Annotated in this window: 8 protein-coding genes, 3 rRNA genes and 4 pseudogenes; 2 read left to right on the top strand and 13 right to left on the bottom strand. The window is 66.4% G+C overall.

All coding sequences use genetic code 11. From position 1 onward, the window contains the following. Nucleotides 1-28 precede the first annotated feature (28 nt). The 9 genes and pseudogenes from E2C04_RS08030 to E2C04_RS07990 form a co-directional block, all read right to left on the bottom strand. Nucleotides 29-1,693: a CTP synthase gene (locus tag E2C04_RS08030; protein ID WP_135832217.1), complete on the bottom strand. Its 1,665-nt coding sequence runs from the start codon at nt 1,691-1,693 to the stop codon at nt 29-31. 11 nt (nt 1,694-1,704) lie between these two features. After that, nucleotides 1,705-2,558, bottom strand: a pseudogene (locus tag E2C04_RS08020) (copper transporter). Continuing rightward, complete coding sequence (steA, locus tag E2C04_RS08015; protein WP_135832214.1) at nt 2,482-3,780, bottom strand: putative cytokinetic ring protein SteA; 1,299 nt, start codon at nt 3,778-3,780, stop codon at nt 2,482-2,484. Before steA ends, E2C04_RS08020 begins: the two are co-directional and overlap by 77 nt. Nucleotides 3,781-3,832: 52 nt before the next feature. After that, the gene (recN, locus tag E2C04_RS08010; protein WP_135832213.1) at nt 3,833-5,578 is read right to left on the bottom strand and encodes a DNA repair protein RecN; all 1,746 of its coding nucleotides are present in this window, start codon (nt 5,576-5,578) and stop codon (nt 3,833-3,835) included. Continuing rightward, entirely contained in the window at nt 5,571-6,194 is a 624-nt protein-coding gene (locus E2C04_RS21355) for an NAD kinase (RefSeq protein ID WP_338088835.1), read from the bottom strand. The genes recN and E2C04_RS21355 overlap by 8 nt, the downstream gene beginning before the upstream one ends. Before the next feature lie 98 nt (nt 6,195-6,292). Continuing rightward, nucleotides 6,293-6,448 (bottom strand): annotated as a pseudogene (ppnK, locus tag E2C04_RS21350) (NAD kinase); the annotation flags it as partial. 104 nt (nt 6,449-6,552) lie between these two features. Then, nucleotides 6,553-7,391: pseudogene (locus E2C04_RS08000) on the bottom strand (TlyA family RNA methyltransferase). A gap of 2 nt (nt 7,392-7,393) precedes the next feature. Continuing rightward, nucleotides 7,394-7,636 carry a hypothetical protein gene (locus E2C04_RS07995; RefSeq protein WP_135832212.1) on the bottom strand — a complete coding sequence of 81 codons (243 nt, stop codon included), beginning with the start codon at nt 7,634-7,636 and terminating at the stop codon, nt 7,394-7,396. Between the two features lie 31 nt (nt 7,637-7,667). Further along, nucleotides 7,668-8,699, bottom strand: coding sequence for an HAD-IIA family hydrolase (locus tag E2C04_RS07990; RefSeq protein ID WP_229721642.1), 1,032 nt, complete (start codon nt 8,697-8,699; stop codon nt 7,668-7,670). Between the two features lie 224 nt (nt 8,700-8,923). Between E2C04_RS07990 and E2C04_RS07985 the strand changes: the two genes are divergently transcribed. Next, nucleotides 8,924-9,634, top strand: coding sequence for a DUF1015 family protein (locus E2C04_RS07985; protein WP_135832211.1), 711 nt, complete (start codon nt 8,924-8,926; stop codon nt 9,632-9,634). A 5-nt stretch (nt 9,635-9,639) separates the two neighbouring features. After that, nucleotides 9,640-9,906: a DUF1015 family protein gene (locus E2C04_RS07980; protein ID WP_158630634.1), complete on the top strand. Its 267-nt coding sequence runs from the start codon at nt 9,640-9,642 to the stop codon at nt 9,904-9,906. Nucleotides 9,907-10,042: 136 nt separating this feature from the next. On the opposite strand, the gene rrf is transcribed toward E2C04_RS07980, so the two are convergent. The 4 genes and pseudogenes from rrf to argH all read right to left on the bottom strand — a co-directional run bounded on the left by rrf (nt 10,043) and on the right by argH (nt 17,385). Beyond that, a 5S ribosomal RNA gene (gene rrf / locus E2C04_RS07975) occupies nt 10,043-10,159 on the bottom strand. A gap of 174 nt (nt 10,160-10,333) precedes the next feature. Beyond that, nucleotides 10,334-13,441: ribosomal RNA gene (locus tag E2C04_RS07970) — 23S ribosomal RNA — on the bottom strand. A gap of 478 nt (nt 13,442-13,919) precedes the next feature. Next, nucleotides 13,920-15,434, bottom strand: a 16S ribosomal RNA gene (locus tag E2C04_RS07965). The 16S, 23S and 5S rRNA genes sit together here, the layout of an rRNA operon. A gap of 527 nt (nt 15,435-15,961) precedes the next feature. Beyond that, nucleotides 15,962-17,385, bottom strand: a pseudogene (gene argH, locus E2C04_RS07960) (argininosuccinate lyase). Nucleotides 17,386-17,412 lie beyond the last annotated feature (27 nt).

Genomic DNA, 17,412 nt, shown 5'->3' with positions numbered 1-17,412 from the left:
GGCCGGTCCGCCAGTTCCTCGGTCACGCTCAGGCGTCCTGGTCGACAGGGATGCGCAGTTCCTTCTGGCGGGCGAGCGCGGCGCCGACCAGGCCGGCGAAGAGCGGGTGCGGGCGGGTCGGGCGCGACTTGAGCTCCGGGTGGGCCTGGGTGCCGATGTAGAAGGGGTGCACGTCGCGCGACAGCTCGACGAACTCGACCAGGTCGAGGTCGGGGTTGACGCCGGAGATGACGAGGCCGGCCTCGTTGAGCTGGTCGCGGTAGGTGTTGTTGACCTCGTAGCGGTGACGGTGGCGCTCCTCGACCATCTCGGTGCCGTAGAGGTCGCGCGCCAGCGTGCCGGCGCCGAGCTTGGCCGGGTAGGCGCCCAGGCGCATCGTGCCGCCGAGGTTGCCGGCGCCCTCGACGAAGGACTTCTGCTCCTCCATCGTCACGATCACCGGGACGGGGCTGTCGGGGTCGAACTCGGTCGAGTCGGCGCCCTCGAGGCCCAGCACGTTGCGGGCGTACTCGATGACCATGCTCTGCAGGCCCAGGCACAGGCCCAGGGCCGGTACGCCGTGGGTGCGGGCGAAAGTCAGCGCGCCGAGCTTGCCCTCCAGGCCACGGATGCCGAAGCCGCCGGGCACGCAGATGCCGTCGACGTCACCGAGGTGCTTGCGGGCGCCCTCGGGGGTCTGGCAGTCGTCGCTGGCGACCCAGCGCAGCTTCACCTTGGCCTCGTGGGCGAAGCCGCCGGCACGCAGCGCCTCGGCCACCGACAGGTAGGCGTCGGGGAGGTCGATGTACTTGCCGACGATCGCGATGGTGACCTCCTCCTTCGGGTGGTGCACCCGGCGGAGCAGGTCGTCCCAGCTCGTCCAGTCGACGTCGCGGAAGGGCAGGTCGAGACGGCGCACGACGTAGGCGTCGAGGCCTTCACGGTGCAGGACCTTGGGGATGTCGTAGATCGACGGAGCGTCGGGGCAGGTGATGACGGCCTCGTCGTCGACGTCGCACATGAGCGCGATCTTGCGCTTGATGCCGGCAGGCAGGTCGCGGTCGGCACGGCAGACGATGGCGTCGGGCTGGATGCCGATGTTGCGCAGCGCGGCCACGGAGTGCTGGGTCGGCTTGGTCTTCAGCTCGCCCGACGGGCCGATGAAGGGGACCAGCGAGACGTGGATGAAGAAGCAGTTCTCGCGGCCGATCTGGTGGCGGACCTGACGGGCGGCCTCCAGGAACGGGAGCGACTCGATGTCACCGACGGTGCCACCGATCTCGGTGATCACCAGATCGATGCCCTCGCCACCCATGGCGAGGATGCGGTCCTTGATCTCGTTGGTGATGTGCGGGATCACCTGGACGGTGTCGCCGAGGTAGTCGCCGCGACGCTCCTTGGCGATCACCGTCGAGTAGACCTGACCGGTCGTGACGTTGGCGATCGCGTTGAGGTCGGTGTCCAGGAAGCGCTCGTAGTGACCCACGTCCAGGTCGGTCTCGGCGCCGTCGTTGGTCACGAAGACCTCGCCGTGCTCGAACGGGTTCATGGTGCCCGGGTCGACGTTGAGGTAGGGGTCCAGCTTCTGCATGGTCACGGTCATGCCGCGCGCCTTCAGCAGGCTTCCCAGGCTCGAGGCCGTGAGTCCCTTCCCGAGGGAGGAGACGACGCCTCCGGTGACGAATACGTGCTTGGTGGCGTTACGACTCTTCACGGGCTTCAATGCTACCCGAGAGGTACGGTTCCGTCCGCACCTCCGGCGCCGAAGCTCCCGCCCTGCGTGTCGTACGACCGTGCCAGCGCCGCGATCGCGGCCACCTGGCCAGCCGCGGTCTCGGCGCCGTCGACGCTGGTGGCGTCACCCAGCGCGTCGCCCTCACGCAGCCGGTCCAGCTGGGAGCCCTCGTCGGCCGTGGGCGCCGCGACGACCAGACCACGTGCCTGGGAGGCCATGCCGCTGAGCAGGCCGCCCAGGATCGCGTCGGCGCCGTCGCCGGTCACCTCGTCGCCGAGCAGGACGAGCACGAGTGGCGCGCGGCCGCTCGGGTCGTCGGCCGCGTCAAGGAGGTTGGCGCGCGCAGGCCCTCGGCCACTGCGGTGCTCTGGGGCGTGGCCTCGACGGACTTCTCCCCCGACGTCGCCAGGCTGAGGCCGATGAGCTCACCGGCGCGCTCGTAGGTGCTGGCCCCGGCGGTGACGGTGTCGTCGGGGAGCTGGGCCATCAGCTGGCTGCCGAGGGTGTCGACCAGCGACTTCTCCCCTGCGTTGACCAGGCTGGAGCCGAGCGCCTGGGTGACCGTGACCTCCCCACCGGCGGCCTTGATGCGCTCGGTGAGGCCGTCGAGCACCTCGGAGTCGGCGCCCGGGAGGGTCACCACGGCGACCTCGCGGCCGTCGAGGCGCTTGCCCAGCAGCGTGGAGGAGACGTCGTCGGCGAAGGACTCGCCGAACTGCGCCTCGCTCCGGGCCTGGGCGACGTCGTCGCGCAGGGCGTCGGCGTCCTCACTGCCGCGGCCCAGCTCGCTGAGCGGACCCCCACCGAGCACGACGCCGATGGCGAGCGCCAGGAAGACGGCCACGAGGGTGACGACATGGGTACGGAACGAGATCACTGGAACATCCCCTGGAGCTGGTCGAGAAGGTCGGAGAGCTGGCGGTCAGGGCGTCGGCCCATTCCTGGCCGACGGGCGTGGTGCCGATCGCCGCAGCGAGCGCCACGGCACCGGCGACGACGACGGCGAGCAGGTGGCGCGGGCGCACCCGCCCGGAGTAGAGCGTGGGCACGGCGGTCGCGTCGACGAGCCTCGGGCCCACCTTGAGGCGGGTGAGGTAGGTCGAGGCCAGCCCCGCACGCTGGCGGTCGAGGAACTCGTCGAGGGTGGCGTGCATGCCGACCCCCACGATGACGCTGGCGTGCTGGGCGTCGGCGAGGATCAGCGCCGCGTCCTCGGTGGTGGCCGTCGACTCGAAGAGCAGCGGGGTCACCCCGAGCTTGGTGAACCGCTCCCCCGCGTTGCGGTTGGCGCCACGGTCGACGCGCAGGATGACGTCGCGGGCGGACTTCAGGGTCTTCGGCTCGGGCAGCTCGTCGTCGCCGGCGTTGGCGGAGACGACGACGATGTCGGGGCGCAGCCGGGCAGAGCGGATCGCGTCCGCGCCGCGGTCGACGCCCACCAGCACGGGCCGCTGCTCGGCGACGAAGCGGCGTACGGCGGCGAGCTCCTCGACGTAGTCGCGGCCGGGGACCACCACGACCACGGGCCGGTCGGCGATCTTGGTGCGCGGCACCGGGACGCCCTGGCCGTGCAGCAGCAGGTCCTGCTCGCGACGGAGGAACTCGGTGCTGTTGTGCGTGAAGCTCTCGAGCTGGTGGCTCAGGCCGGAGCGGGCGTCGTCGGTGAGCTCGCGCACGCGGTCGGCGCCGAGCAGGCGACCGGAGAGGACGCGCCCCTCACCGGCGTGGACGGTCTCGCCGTCGACCCGCACCTTCTCGCCGTCCTTGACGCTGGTGAAGAGCGTCGGTCCGAGCTGGTCGACCATCAGCACGCCCGCGTCGGCGAGCACCTGTGGTCCGAGGTTGGGGTAGCGACCGGAGATCATGGACGAGGCGTTGAGCACCGCCACGACCCGGGAGTCGACGAGGGCCTGCGCCGTGGCGCGGTCCAGGTCCAGGAGGTCGATGACGGCGACGTCCCCGGGCGCCAGGCGTGCGAGCAGGGCGCGGGCGCGTCGGTCGACTCGGGCCGTGCCGCTCGTACCGGGCAGGTCGGGGGTCTGGCGGGTTCTCGAGGCAAACTTCATGGCCTGACCATGGTTCCAAACAGCAGGCCGCCTGCGCCGCACCTGCCGGGGTTCAGCGCGTCGCGCGAGCGGCCTCGATGAGCTCCCGAGCGTGCGCCAGGGCGGTGTCGGAGTCCTCCAGGCCGGCCAGCATGCGGCTGAGCTCACGCTCGCGCTCCTCCTCGGCCAGCGTGTGCAGGCCGGAGGTGGTGACGCTGCCGTCGCTCGACTTGGCCACGACGATGTGGCGGTCCGCGAACGCGGCCACCTGGGGCAGGTGGGTGACCACGAGGACCTGCGCGTTGCGGGCCAGGGTGGCCAGCCGGCGGCCGATCTCGATGGCTGCCTTGCCGCCGACACCGGCGTCGACCTCGTCGAAGACGAAGGTGGGAACCGTGGTCGTGGCCGCGAGGACCACCTCGACCGCGAGCATCACCCGTGACAGCTCACCGCCGGAGGCGCCCTTGTCGAGCGGACGCGGGTTCATGCCGGCGTTGGCGGCCAGCAGGAGCTCCACGTCGTCGAACCCGTGGACCGTGCCGCGCAGGTGGCGGCCGTCGACCTCGATCACCGGGCCGCTGGGCTCACCGGTCGGCGGCGCCGCCTCCTGCTGGGTCACCGTCACCTCGAGGGTGGCGTGCGGCATGGCCAGCAGGGTGAGCTCGTCGCTGACGGCCTGCCCCAGCCGGACTGCCGCTGCGGTGCGCTGCCTGCTGAGCTCGGCCCCCAGCCGGGCGACCGTGGCGCGTGCCTCGGCGCGCGCGGCCTTCAGCTCCTCGATCCGTCCGTCGGTGTCGTCGAGCTCGGTGAGCCGCTGGGCAGCGGTCCCGCTCCACTCGAGCACCTCGTCGATCGTCTCGCCGTACTTGCGGGTGAGGGCGATCAGCGCCGCCCGCCGTTCACTGACGGCAGCCAGGCGCAGCGGGTCGGTGTCCAGGTTCGACGCGTACGACGCCACGTCGGCCGCGAGGTCGGAAAGCAGGTAGGTCAGCTCGGCGAGGCGGTCGGCGAGGCCGGCGGCCTCCGGGTCGTGCTCACGTACGCCCTCCAGGGCGCCCCGTGCAGCTGCGGTGGCCCCGAGGGCGTCGGGGGTGCCGTGCTCGGAGGAGAGCGCCTCACGGGCGGTCTCGGCCGCCACGCGCAAGGTGTCGGCGAAGCCCAGCCGGGTCTCCTCGGCAGCGAGCACCGTGTCCTCCCCGGGCTCGGGCGAGACCTTCTCGATCTCCTCGAGGGCGAAGCGCAGCTGGTCGGCCTCGCGCGCCCGCTCGCGGGCGCTGCTGACCACGTCGTGGAGCTCGCGCTCGACGCCGGCCAGGTGACGCCAGGCGTCGGCGAACTCGACGCCCAGCCGGGCGACCTCCTCACCGGCGAACCGGTCGAGGGCCTCGCGCTGGGCGGCCGGCTTGAGGAGACGGTGCTGGTCGGACTGGCCGTGCACCGCGACGAGGGGCTCCGCCACCTGGGCCAGCTTGGCGGCAGGCACCCCGGCGCCACCGACCCACGCGCGCGAGCGCCCCTCGGCGGAGATGTTGCGCGCCAGGACGACGCGCCCGTCCTCGGGCTCACCGCCGTGCTCCTCGACCTGCTCGACGAAGTCGGTCAGCCCGTCGGCGACCACGACTCCCTCGACCCGTGCGGAGGTGGCACCTCGGCGCACGGCGCCGCTGTCGGCACGACCGCCCAGCAGCAGGCCGAGAGCGGTCACGACCATGGTCTTTCCTGCGCCCGTCTCACCGGTGATGACGGTGAAGCCGGGACCCAGCTCGAGCGTCGAGGAGTCGATCACCCCGAGCTGGCTGATGCGGATCTCCTCAAACAACGGCGTCCTCCGTCGGAGTCGTGGCGCCCTGCGCGTCCTCGGCCGCTCGGCGCCTGCGCTCGGCCGAGCCTCGCCAGCCCTCCGCGGAGAGACCGAACTTGGCGACCAGGCGGTCGGTGAAGGGGGCTTCGTGCAGACGTACGAGGCGTACCGGGCTGCTGCCGCGGCGCACCTCGATCCGCGCGCCGGGCGGAAGGTCGACGGCGCGACGACCGTCGCACCACAGGACGCCGGAGCTCTCGTTGCCGGCCAGGACCTCGACCACCATCACGGAGGTGGGGGCCACCACCATGGGGCGGGCGAAGAGGGCGTGGGCACTGATGGGCACCATGAGGAGCGCCTCGACGCCCGGCCACACGACCGGCCCGCCGGCGCTGAAGTTGTACGCGGTCGACCCCGTCGGCGTGGCGCAGACGACGCCGTCGCAGCCCCACCGCGACAGGGGGCGTCCGTCGATGCCGACGACGACCTCCAGCATCCGCTCGCGGGCAGCCTTCTCGACGCTGGCCTCGTTGAGCGCGAAGGTGCTGGTGACCAGGTCCTTGCCCTGGTAGACGTCGACGTCGATCGTGAGGCGGTCCTCGATCGTGTAACGACGGTGGGCCAGCGCCTCGATGGTGGTCTCGACGTCGTCGACCTCCGCCTCGGCCAGGAAGCCGACGTGCCCCAGGTTGACCCGAGGAGCGGGGTCCCGCTGCGGTGGGTGTACTCGGCGGCACGCAGGATCGTGCCGTCGCCACCCACGACGAGGGCGACCTCGCAGTCGTGGCCGACGTCCTCCCCCTCGGGGACGAACTCGAGCAGCGGGTCGTAGTCGGAGGCGACCAGTCCGAGCTCGTGGGCCTGGGTGTCGATCAGGCGCACGACCATGCCGTGGCCGGTCAGGGCGACGACGAACTCCAGGGCCACCTCACGGGCAGCGTCACGTCCGGTGTGGGCCAGCAGCAGCACTCGCCGCGGCACGCTCTCGTGGGTCACGTCTCCACCTTCTCACCCGAGGTGCCCCACGACCCGGAGCGTTCCACCTCGGCGCGGATCTCGTCCGCGCCGATGGTGGCCTCACCCCGGCGCAGCAGCAGGAAGAACTCGACGTTGCCCGACGGTCCGGGCAGCGGACTCGTCGTGACGGCGACAGCGCCCCACCCGCGCTGGGCCGACGCCTCGGCGACGTCGCGGACGGCCTCGGCGCGGAGCTCGAGGTCGCGCACGACCCCGCCCTTGCCCACGCGGTCCTTGCCGACCTCGAACTGCGGCTTCACCATCAATGCCAGCTCACCGTCAGGAGCCATCACCGAGAGAAGGGCGTCGAGCACCAGCGTGAGGGAGATGAAGGAGAGGTCGCCGACCACCAGGTCGACGGGCTCCCCCACCAGCTCGGGAGCCAGGTCACGGATGTTGGTGCGGTCGTGGACGACCACGCGGTCGTCGTTCTGCAGCCGCCAGATGAGCTGGCCGTAGCCCACGTCGACGGCCACGACCTGACGCGCGCCAGCGCGGAGCAGGACGTCGGTGAAGCCACCGGTCGACGCTCCGGCGTCCAGGCAGCGCTTGCCCTCGACGGTGAGTCCGTGCGCCGCGAACGCCTCCAGCGCACCCAGCAGCTTGTGCGCGCCGCGCGAGGCGTAGTCAGGGCGGTCCGGGTCATCGGCCACGACGATCGCCGCGTCGGTGGTGACGCCGGTCGCCGGCTTGTTGGCCACGACGCCGGAGACCTTCACCCCCCCTCGGAGACCAGCGTGCTGGCCTGCTCGCGGGAACGGGCGAGTCCGCGTCGTACCAGCTCCTGGTCGAGGCGTAGGCGACGGGGAGGCACGCTCAGCGCCCCGCGACGTCGCGCGTGGGGTTGGCGTCCAGCGAGCGACGCAGCTCTTCGTGGACCCGCTCGAAGACGCGGACGCGCTCGGCGATCGGCAGGGTGCCGACCGACTCCACCTCCGCGAGCACACGGTCGACCGCAGGGACCCCCGTACGCTCCGACGCGGCGGCCGGGCTCTCCCCGACCGCGCCCCCATCCACCGCAGGCTCCGCCGACTCGGCGGACGACCACTCTTCGTTCATGCGGACGAGGTTACCGGCCAGCAGGGACAGTTCACGTCGGCGGCACGAGCCTGTTGACGAGTGGCGGGTGCCCGGCGGCGTCCGCGTACGTCCACCCGGCCACGGCGACCGTGCGCCACCAGTCGTCGGCGCCCCCGGTGCCCTCCACCGCGAGCTTGCCGTCCTGGCCGACGACGGCACTCCAACCGCCGCACCGGGCGCCGGCGACCCCGCCCTCGGGGAGCTGCGACGTTTCCAGCACCTCCGGCACGGGATGGGGGGTGAAGAGGCCCTCGAGCGTGCGGGCGATGTACGACGGTCGCTCGTGCACCCCCGCCGCGACGACCTCGGACAGACCGCTCACCCCGGTCAGCACCAGCAGCGTGTCGACGCCGGCGTTGGCGCCGCCCTCGATGTCCGTGTCCAGGCGGTCGCCGACCATCAGCGGGTGCTCTCCCCCGACCCGCTTGACCGTCTCGTCCAGCAGGGGCCGAGCGGGCTTGCCGGCCACCAGCGGCGTCTGCTCGGCGAAGCGCTCCAGCATCTCGACCTGGGCCCCGTGGCCGGGCGCGACGCCGAAGGCGGTGGGGATGGTGAGGTCGGTGTTCGTGGCCACCCAGGGCAGTCCGTCGCGGATGCGGACCGCCACCTTCATCAGGTCCTTCCAGACGACGTCGGGTCCGTAGCCGGTGACCACACCGACCACGTCGGGGTCGGCAGGGTCCAGCACGGGCACGAGGCCCACGTCCTTGAGCGCCCCCACCAGTCCGTCCGCCCCCATCGTCAGCAACCGAGCCCCGGCGCCGTGCCGGTCGAGCAGGAGGCCGGCGGCGGCCTGCGCGGAGGTCACCACGTCGTGCTCGGACGCCGGCACTCCCAGCTCGGTGAGGTGGTCGGCCACCGTCCGTGCGGTGCGCGACGCGTTGTTGGTGACGAAGGCGACGTGCACCCTTTCGTCACGCAGGCGCCCCAGAGCCTCCGGCACGCCGGGCACGGCGGCCCCACTGATGTAGACGACGCCGTCGAGATCCAGCATCACCAGGTCGTAGGCGTGAACGAGCCCGGTCGTGGATTCCTGCAACACGCTGAACCTCCTTGGCCCTGCCTGCCCGGCGAGCCCTACGATGCTTCGATGCACGAGAACGGTGAAGCTCCCACGCTGGCGGTCGAGATTCCTACGTCCCCGGCGCACCCGGTCGAGCTGCGCCCGTTCCGAGGCGTACGCCTGTCGCCGCAGAAGGTGGCGAACCCCGCCACCGCTCGTGCCTTTGCCCGACCTTATCGCGACGTCGCCGGCCGACTGTCACGCTGGCAGGACGAGGGCTTCGTGGAGATCGACCACGAGCCTGCGCTGTACCTGCACGAGTACTCGGTGCACGGCATGACGATCCGGGGCCTGGTCGGCGGCCTGCAGCTCTCCACGCGCGCCGCGTCAGAGGAGGAGAGCGTTCTGTATTCGCGCACGAGGCGATCCATCCCGAACAGGCCGACGAGCTGGCCGCGCGCATGCACGAGATGGGCATCAACCCCGCCCCCATCCTGCTCGTGCACCGCGGCCCCGAGTCGGTCCGCGAGGTGCAGCGCCAGGTCATGGCACAGACGCCGGACCACGCGTACACCGATCGCAGCGGCCAGGACCACCGGCTCTGGCGGATCACCTCCCCGGACCACCTGACGGTGATCGCCGAGGGACTCGCGGGCGGACGCTTCATGATCGCCGACGGGCACCACAGGTACGCCGCGTACCTGCGCCTCCAGGAACGTCACCCCGGTACGCCGTGGGACCGCGGCCTCACCATGGTCGTCGACCAGGACGACACCCCCTTCTTTCTCGGGCCGATCCACCGCACCTTCAAGCGCCGCAGCCTGCAGGCGCTCAAGACGGCCGCCGAGGCGATCGGCACCACCGCGCGGGAGATGCCCGAGGCCGACGCACTGCGCCAGCTGGGCCCACGGGCCATGGTCGCCACTGACGGACACCGTTGGATGGTGCTCGACCTGCCCAGGACCCTGACCTGAGCGCGGTGGAGTTCCTGCACCAGCAGCTCCTCCCCTCGGCCGGCTCCGACGACGTCTTCTTCCACCACACGGTGGAGGAGGCGATCAACGCTGCGACCGCGTCGTACAGCAGCGTGCTGCTCCCCGCTCCTGACTACTCGCTCCTGGACCGCGCCATGGACCTCGGGGAGCTCCTTCCCGAGAAGGCCACGTCGTTCCAGCCCAAGCCGAGCCTGGGTGTCCTGATGCGATCGGTCGACTCCGAGCTCATGGCCCCGCCCGCGGCTTCCTGAGCGCCAGCCCAGGAACGCCAAAACCCCACCCGGCGACCGTGTGGGGTTGGTGCTGCCTCGAGCGACAGACAAAGGGCCGTGAAATGGCAGAAGAGGGAGCACTCTCACGTGGGGTGCTCCCTCTCCTGAAGGGTATGTCCGGCGGCGTCCTACTCTCCCACGACCTCTCGATCGCAGTACCATCGGCGCTGAAAGGCTTAACTTCCGGGTTCGGGATGGGACCGGGTGTTTCCCTTTCGCTATGGCCGCCGTAACTCTTGCGACAACACCGCACCCACTCGCGTGGGGCCAGGTGCTGCCAAGCCATATGGGATTCAGTTGTGAATCATCATTCTCAGGCAACGAGTTGTTGTCTGGGAACTGGTTAGTGGACGCGTAGCGGGTCTTCACAACAAGATGTGTTGTGTTGAGTGGTTTTGTACGGTGTTGGGACAAGCCCTCGGCCTATTAGTACCGGTCGGCTGGGCATTACTGCTGTACACCTCCGGCCTATCAACCCAGTGTTCTGCTGGGGGCCTTAACCACTCAAGGTGGTGGGAAACCTCATCTTGAAACATGCTTCCCGCTTAGATGCATTCAGCGGTTATCACTTCCGAACGTAGCCAACCAGCCGTGCCCCTGGCGGGACAACTGGCACACCAGAGGTTCGTCCACCCCGGTCCTCTCGTACTAGGGGCAGCCTTTCTCAAGTTTCCAACGCGCGCGGCGGATAGGGACCGAACTGTCTCACGACGTTCTAAACCCAGCTCGCGTGCCGCTTTAATGGGCGAACAGCCCAACCCTTGGGACCTACTCCAGCCCCAGGATGCGACGAGCCGACATCGAGGTGCCAAACCATCCCGTCGATATGGACTCTTGGGGAAGATCAGCCTGTTATCCCCGGGGTACCTTTTATCCGTTGAGCGACGCCGCTTCCACATGCCGACGCCGGATCACTAGTTCCGACTTTCGTCCCTGCTCGACATGTCTGTCTCACAGTCAAGCTCCCTTGTGCACTTACACTCGCCACCTGATTGCCAACCAGGCTGAGGGAACCTTTGAGCGCCTCCGTTACATTTTAGGAGGCAACCGCCCCAGTTAAACTACCCATCAGGCACTGTCCCTGATCCGGATTACGGACCTAGGTTAGACATCTAGTACGACCAGAGTGGTATTTCAACGATGACTCCACCCCAACTGGCGTCGAGGTTTCACAGTCTCCCACCTATCCTACACAAGCCGAACCAAACACCAATACCAAACTATAGTAAAGGTCCCGGGGTCTTTCCGTCCTGCCGCGCGTAACGAGCATCTTTACTCGTAGTGCAATTTCGCCGAGTCCATGGTTGAGACAGCGCCCAAGTCGTTACTCCATTCGTGCAGGTCGGAACTTACCCGACAAGGAATTTCGCTACCTTAGGATGGTTATAGTTACCACCGCCGTTTACTGGGGCTTAAGTTCTCAGCTTCGACTTGCGTCTAACCGGTCCCCTTAACCTTCCAGCACCGGGCAGGAGTCAGTCCGTATACATCGTCTTACAACTTCGCACGGACCTGTGTTTTTAGTAAACAGTCGCTTGGGCCTGGTCTCTGCGGCCATCACCGCTGCCACTCGAAAAGAGTTTCACGGATCCGGCCCCCCTTCTCCCGAAGTTACGGGGGCATTTTGCCGAGTTCCTTAACCATGGTTCACTCGATCGCCTTAGTATTCTCTACCTGATCACCTGAGTCGGTTTGGGGTACGGGCGGCTCATAGCTCGCTAGAGGTTTTTCTCGACAGCATAGGATCATCCACTTCACCACAATTGGCTCCCCATCAGGTCTCAGACATCCAGAGGGCGGATTTGCCTACCCTCAGTCCTACACCCTTAGCCGTGGTCTACCATCGCCACGGTTGGACTACCTTCCTGCGTCACCCCATCGCTTGACTACTACTGGATTGGGTCCCGTGCTCCACGCACACGTCCTCACCCCGAAGGGATCAGATCACGGCGCTTCGGACGGTCAGCATCACCAGCCTCGTCATGGGCGCTACTTCGCCGGTACGGGAATATCAACCCGTTGTCCATCGACTACGCCTGTCGGCCTCGCCTTAGGTCCGACTTACCCAGGGCAGATTAGCTTGACCCTGGAACCCTTGATCATTCGGCGGAAATGTTTCTCACATTTCATTCGCTACTCATGCCTGCATTCTCACTCGTGTGGCCTCCACGGCTAGATCACTCTGCCGCTTCACTGCCCACACGACGCTCCCCTACCCATCCACACACCTGGACCACGAAGGCCTAGCTCAATATGTGAATGCCATAGCTTCGGCGGATGACTTGAGCCCCGCTACATTGTCGGCGCGGAATCACTTGACCAGTGAGCTATTACGCACTCTTTCAAGGGTGGCTGCTTCCAAGCCAACCTCCTGGTTGTCAATGCGACTCCACATCCTTTTCCACTTAGTCACCGCTTAGGGGCCTTAGCTGATGGTCTGGGCTGTTTCCCTCTCGACTACGGAGCTTATCCCCCGCAGTCTCACTGCTGCGCTCTCACTTACCGGCATTCGGAGTTTGGCTAACGTCAGTAACCTGGTAGGGCCCATCGGCTATCCAGTGCTCTACCTCCGGCAAGAAACACACAACGCTGCACCTAAATGCATTTCGGGGAGAACCAGCTATCACGAAGTTTGATTGGCCTTTCACCCCTATCCACAGGTCATCCCCTCAGTTTTCAACCTAAGTGGGTTCGGTCCTCCACGCGGTCTTACCCGCGCTTCAACCTGCCCATGGATAGATCACTTCGCTTCGGGTCTAGAGCGTGCAACTGTGTCGCCCTGTTCGGACTCGCTTTCGCTACGGCTTCCCCACACGGGTTAACCTCGCTACACACCGCTAACTCGCAGGCTCATTCTTCAAAAGGCACGCCGTCACAAGAACAAGTTCTCGCTCCGACGGATTGTAGGCACACGGTTTCAGGTACTATTTCACTCCCCGCCAGGGGTACTTTTCACCTTTCCCTCACGGTACTTGTCCGCTATCGGTCACCAAGGAGTATTTAGGCTTAACGGGTGGTCCCGCCAGATTCACACGGAATTTCAGGGGTTCCGTGTTACTTGGGGTGACGCTCCAGAGACACAGACTTACACGTACGGGGCTATCACCCTCTACGGCCAGGCTTTCCAACCTGCTTCGGCTTCATCTGTGTTTTCTTACTCTGTACCAGCACGGCAGCACTGATCGAGCGGCCCCACAACCCCCACTCCGCAACCCCTGCCGGGTATCACACGAAGTAGGTTTGGCCTCATCCGATTTCGCTCGCCACTACTCTCGGAATCACTGTTGTTTTCTCTTCCTGTGGGTACTGAGATGTTTCACTTCCCCACGTTCCCTCCACTCACCCTATGTGTTCAGGTGAGGGTAACTGGACATGACTCCAGCTGGGTTTCCCCATTCGGACACCCCCGGATCACAGCTCGGTTGCCAACTCCCCGGGGCTTATCGCAGGCTCCTACGTCCTTCATCGGCTCTTGGTGCCAAGGCATCCACCATGTGCCCTTAGTAGCTTGTCTCAACAACGTCAAAACAACTCAACGCGTCAACACAGATTCTTACTTGCTACAAAGACCAACCACCACACCACAATCAGGCGTGATGGCTCATTTGCTTAATTGCACAACACACAACCCCAACCAGTCCCGAAGAACCGTTGAACGTGCGTGCTGATGCTCGCGTCCACTATCCAGATCTCAAACAACAACCCCACCAACCCCATCGGCCCAGATCAACCAGGCTTCAAGCGAAGGAGGCCAGAAGAACCAACCCCACCCGACTACTCAGGCAGTGTTCGATCCTTCAGGACCCAACAGCGTGTCACGACCCTCCCCCTACCAGCCATCCACCAGGTTCCACGCCCAGCCTCCGAAGAGACAGGGCAGTACTGAGGTGCACGAACCAGCCAGGTTCAAGCCATTCATCGACGATTCCACTAGTGAGACACCACCATACGCAGCAGAACAGGCGTCTGCTGTCGGGGTGTGTGCTCCTTAGAAAGGAGGTGATCCAGCCGCACCTTCCGGTACGGCTACCTTGTTACGACTTCGTCCCAATCGCCAGCCCCACCTTCGACGGCTCCCTCCACAAGGGTTGGGCCACCGGCTTCGGGTGTTGCCGACTTTCGTGACGTGACGGGCGGTGTGTACAAGGCCCGGGAACGTATTCACCGCAGCGTTGCTGATCTGCGATTACTAGCGACTCCGACTTCATGGGGTCGAGTTGCAGACCCCAATCCGAACTGAGACCGGCTTTTTGGGATTCGCTCCCCCTCACGGGATCGCAGCCCTTTGTACCGGCCATTGTAGCATGCGTGAAGCCCTGGACATAAGGGGCATGATGACTTGACGTCATCCCCACCTTCCTCCGAGTTGACCCCGGCAGTCTCCTATGAGTCCCCACCACGACGTGCTGGCAACATAGGACGAGGGTTGCGCTCGTTGCGGGACTTAACCCAACATCTCACGACACGAGCTGACGACAGCCATGCACCACCTGTACACCGACTAAAAGGGCACCTATCTCTAGGTGTTTCCGGTGTATGTCAAACCCAGGTAAGGTTCTTCGCGTTGCATCGAATTAATCCGCATGCTCCGCCGCTTGTGCGGGCCCCCGTCAATTCCTTTGAGTTTTAGCCTTGCGGCCGTACTCCCCAGGCGGGGCGCTTAATGCGTTAGCTGCGGCACGGAACCCATGGAATAGGCCCCACACCTAGCGCCCAACGTTTACGGTGTGGACTACCAGGGTATCTAATCCTGTTCGCTCCCCACACTTTCGCTCCTCAGCGTCAGGTAATGCCCAGAGAACCGCCTTCGCCACCGGTGTTCCTCCTGATATCTGCGCATTTCACCGCTACACCAGGAATTCCGTTCTCCCCTGCATACCTCTAGTCTGCCCGTATCGGAAGCAAGCTCAGAGTTAAGCCCTGAGTTTTCACTCCCGACGCGACAAACCGCCTACGAGCCCTTTACGCCCAATAATTCCGGACAACGCTCGCACCCTACGTATTACCGCGGCTGCTGGCACGTAGTTGGCCGGTGCTTCTTCTGTAGGTACCGTCACTTGCGCTTCGTCCCTACTGAAAGAGGTTTACAACCCGAAGGCAGTCATCCCTCACGCGGCGTTGCTGGATCAGGCTTTCGCCCATTGTCCAATATTCCCCACTGCTGCCTCCCGTAGGAGTCTGGGCCGTGTCTCAGTCCCAGTGTGGCCGGTCACCCTCTCAGGCCGGCTACCCGTCGAAGCCTTGGTGAGCCATTACCTCACCAACAAGCTGATAGGCCGCGAGCACATCCTCCACCGCCAGAACTTTCCAACCCCCAACATGCGAAGGAGGTTCATATCCGGTATTAGACACCGTTTCCGGTGCTTATCCCGAAGTGAAGGGCAGATTACTCACGTGTTACTCACCCGTTCGCCGCTCGTGTACCCCGAAGGGCCTTACCGCTCGACTTGCATGTGTTAAGCACGCCGCCAGCGTTCGTCCTGAGCCAGGATCAAACTCTCCATTGAAAATTTCAAGAAAAGCCATCCCCGACAAGAACAAACCCTGACTAACTTACGTTGTCAGAATTCATTGTCAAAGAAATCCGTAGACACTCCCAAAGAAGTGCCGACGGGGCATATCAAACTAATTCGTCGACTATGACACACTGTTGAGTTCTCAAGGATCAAACGCACCCAGCTTCCACCCCGAAACCTCGAGGACTTCTTGCTGAGACAACCCGGCCAAACTTACTCGGCCGAACCGACTCCGTCAAACTGACCGGACTCACTTGTTTGGCCCCCGCACAAGTCACCCTCAGATCCGGACCTTCTGGCCCGGGAGGACGTCCCTTGCGGCGACAGGTGAACCTTAGCACCACTCCCCCGACACCACGCAAATCGACCCCCACCCCACGCATACCCGCAGGTCACAGCCACATTCGAGCGTCAGGATGCCCCGGGTGGTCCTCGTCCGGGACGCACACAGCCCCGTCGGTCCTCGGACCGACGGGGCTGTGGGAGCGGTGAAACGCGAGGCTCTGGGCCAGGCAACCTCAGGCCAGGCGCTCACGACGGGCGGCGACCGCACTGCGTACCTCGTCGAGCTGCTCGGCCACCCGGACCGGAGCCGTTCCTCCCACCGGTGCGGGCACCGACGGAGCCCTCGACGGTGAGGACCTCACGGACCGCGGGCGTCAGGGCGGGGTTGATCTCGGCGAACTGCTCGTCGGTGAGCTCGTGGAGCTCGATGCCGTTCTCCTCGCACACCCGGACGCAGGCCCCCGCGACCTCGTGGGCGATCCGGAAGGGCGTGCCCTCACGCACGAGCCACTCGGCGATGTCGGTCGCCAGCGAGAAGCCCTGGGGAGCGAGCTCGGCCATCCGCTCGGTGTTGAAGGTGAGCGTCGCGACCATCCCGGTGAAGGCGGGCAGGAGCACCTCGAGGGTGTCGACGGAGTCGAAGACCGGCTCCTTGTCCTCCTGGAGGTCACGGTTGTAGGCCAGTGGCAGCGCCTTGAGCGTGGCCAGCAGACCCGACACGTTGCCGATCAGACGACCGGCCTTGCCGCGCGCGAGCTCGGCGATGTCGGGGTTCTTCTTCTGCGGCATGATGCTCGACCCCGTCGACCAGGAGTCGTGGAGCGTCACGAAGTCGAACTCACGGGTCGACCAGAGGATGACCTCCTCTGCCAGCCGGCTCACGTCGACGCCGACCATGGCGGTGACGAATCCGAACTCGGCGACGAAGTCACGGGCAGCGGTGCCGTCGATCGAGTTGGCGGATGACCCCGAGAAGCCCAGCTCCGAGGCGACCGCCACCGGGTCGAGGCCCAGGGTCTGGCCCGCCAGGGCGCCTGAGCCGTACGGAGAGTCCGCGGCGACGCGCGCGTCCCAGTCGGCCAGTCGGTCGACGTCCCGCAGCAGCGGCCAGACGTGGGCCAGCAGGTGGTGCGCGAGCAGCACCGGCTGTGCGTGCTGGAGGTGCGTACGACCCGGCATCACGGCGCTACCGGCAGCAGCAGCCTGCTCGGTCAGGGCGTCGACCAGGTCGAGCACCTGGGCAGTGATCACCCGGGCGTGGTCACGCAGGAACATCTTGAAGAGCGTCGCCACCTGGTCGTTGCGGCTGCGGCCCGCCCGGAGACGGCCGCCCACGTCGGTGCCGACCTCCTCGATCAGCAACCGCTCGAGCGCACCGTGCACGTCCTCGTCCGACACGTCCGGCAGCAGGGAGCCAGCGGCGTACCGCTCCCCCAGCACCTCGATGCCGCGCAGCATCGGCGTGGTCGGCGTCGGTGAGCAGCCCGGCCCGGTGCAGGGCGTTGGCGTGCGCACGGGAGCCAGCCAGGTCGTACGGCGTCAGGCGCCAGTCGAAGTGGGTCGAGCGCGACAGCGCCTCCAGCTCCGGCGACGGGCCGCCGGCGAAACGACCACCCCAGAGCTTGCCCTCGTTGGTGGTGCCCTCGTTGCTGCTCACAGTGCTCCTCGTAGATCTCGAACGGTC

It is taken from the genome of Nocardioides daphniae, from assembly GCF_004777465.1.
GTDB lineage: Bacteria > Actinomycetota > Actinomycetes > Propionibacteriales > Nocardioidaceae > Nocardioides > Nocardioides daphniae.
Note: the sequence above shows the minus strand (reverse complement) of the source record. Positions and strands in the feature narration are given on the sequence as shown.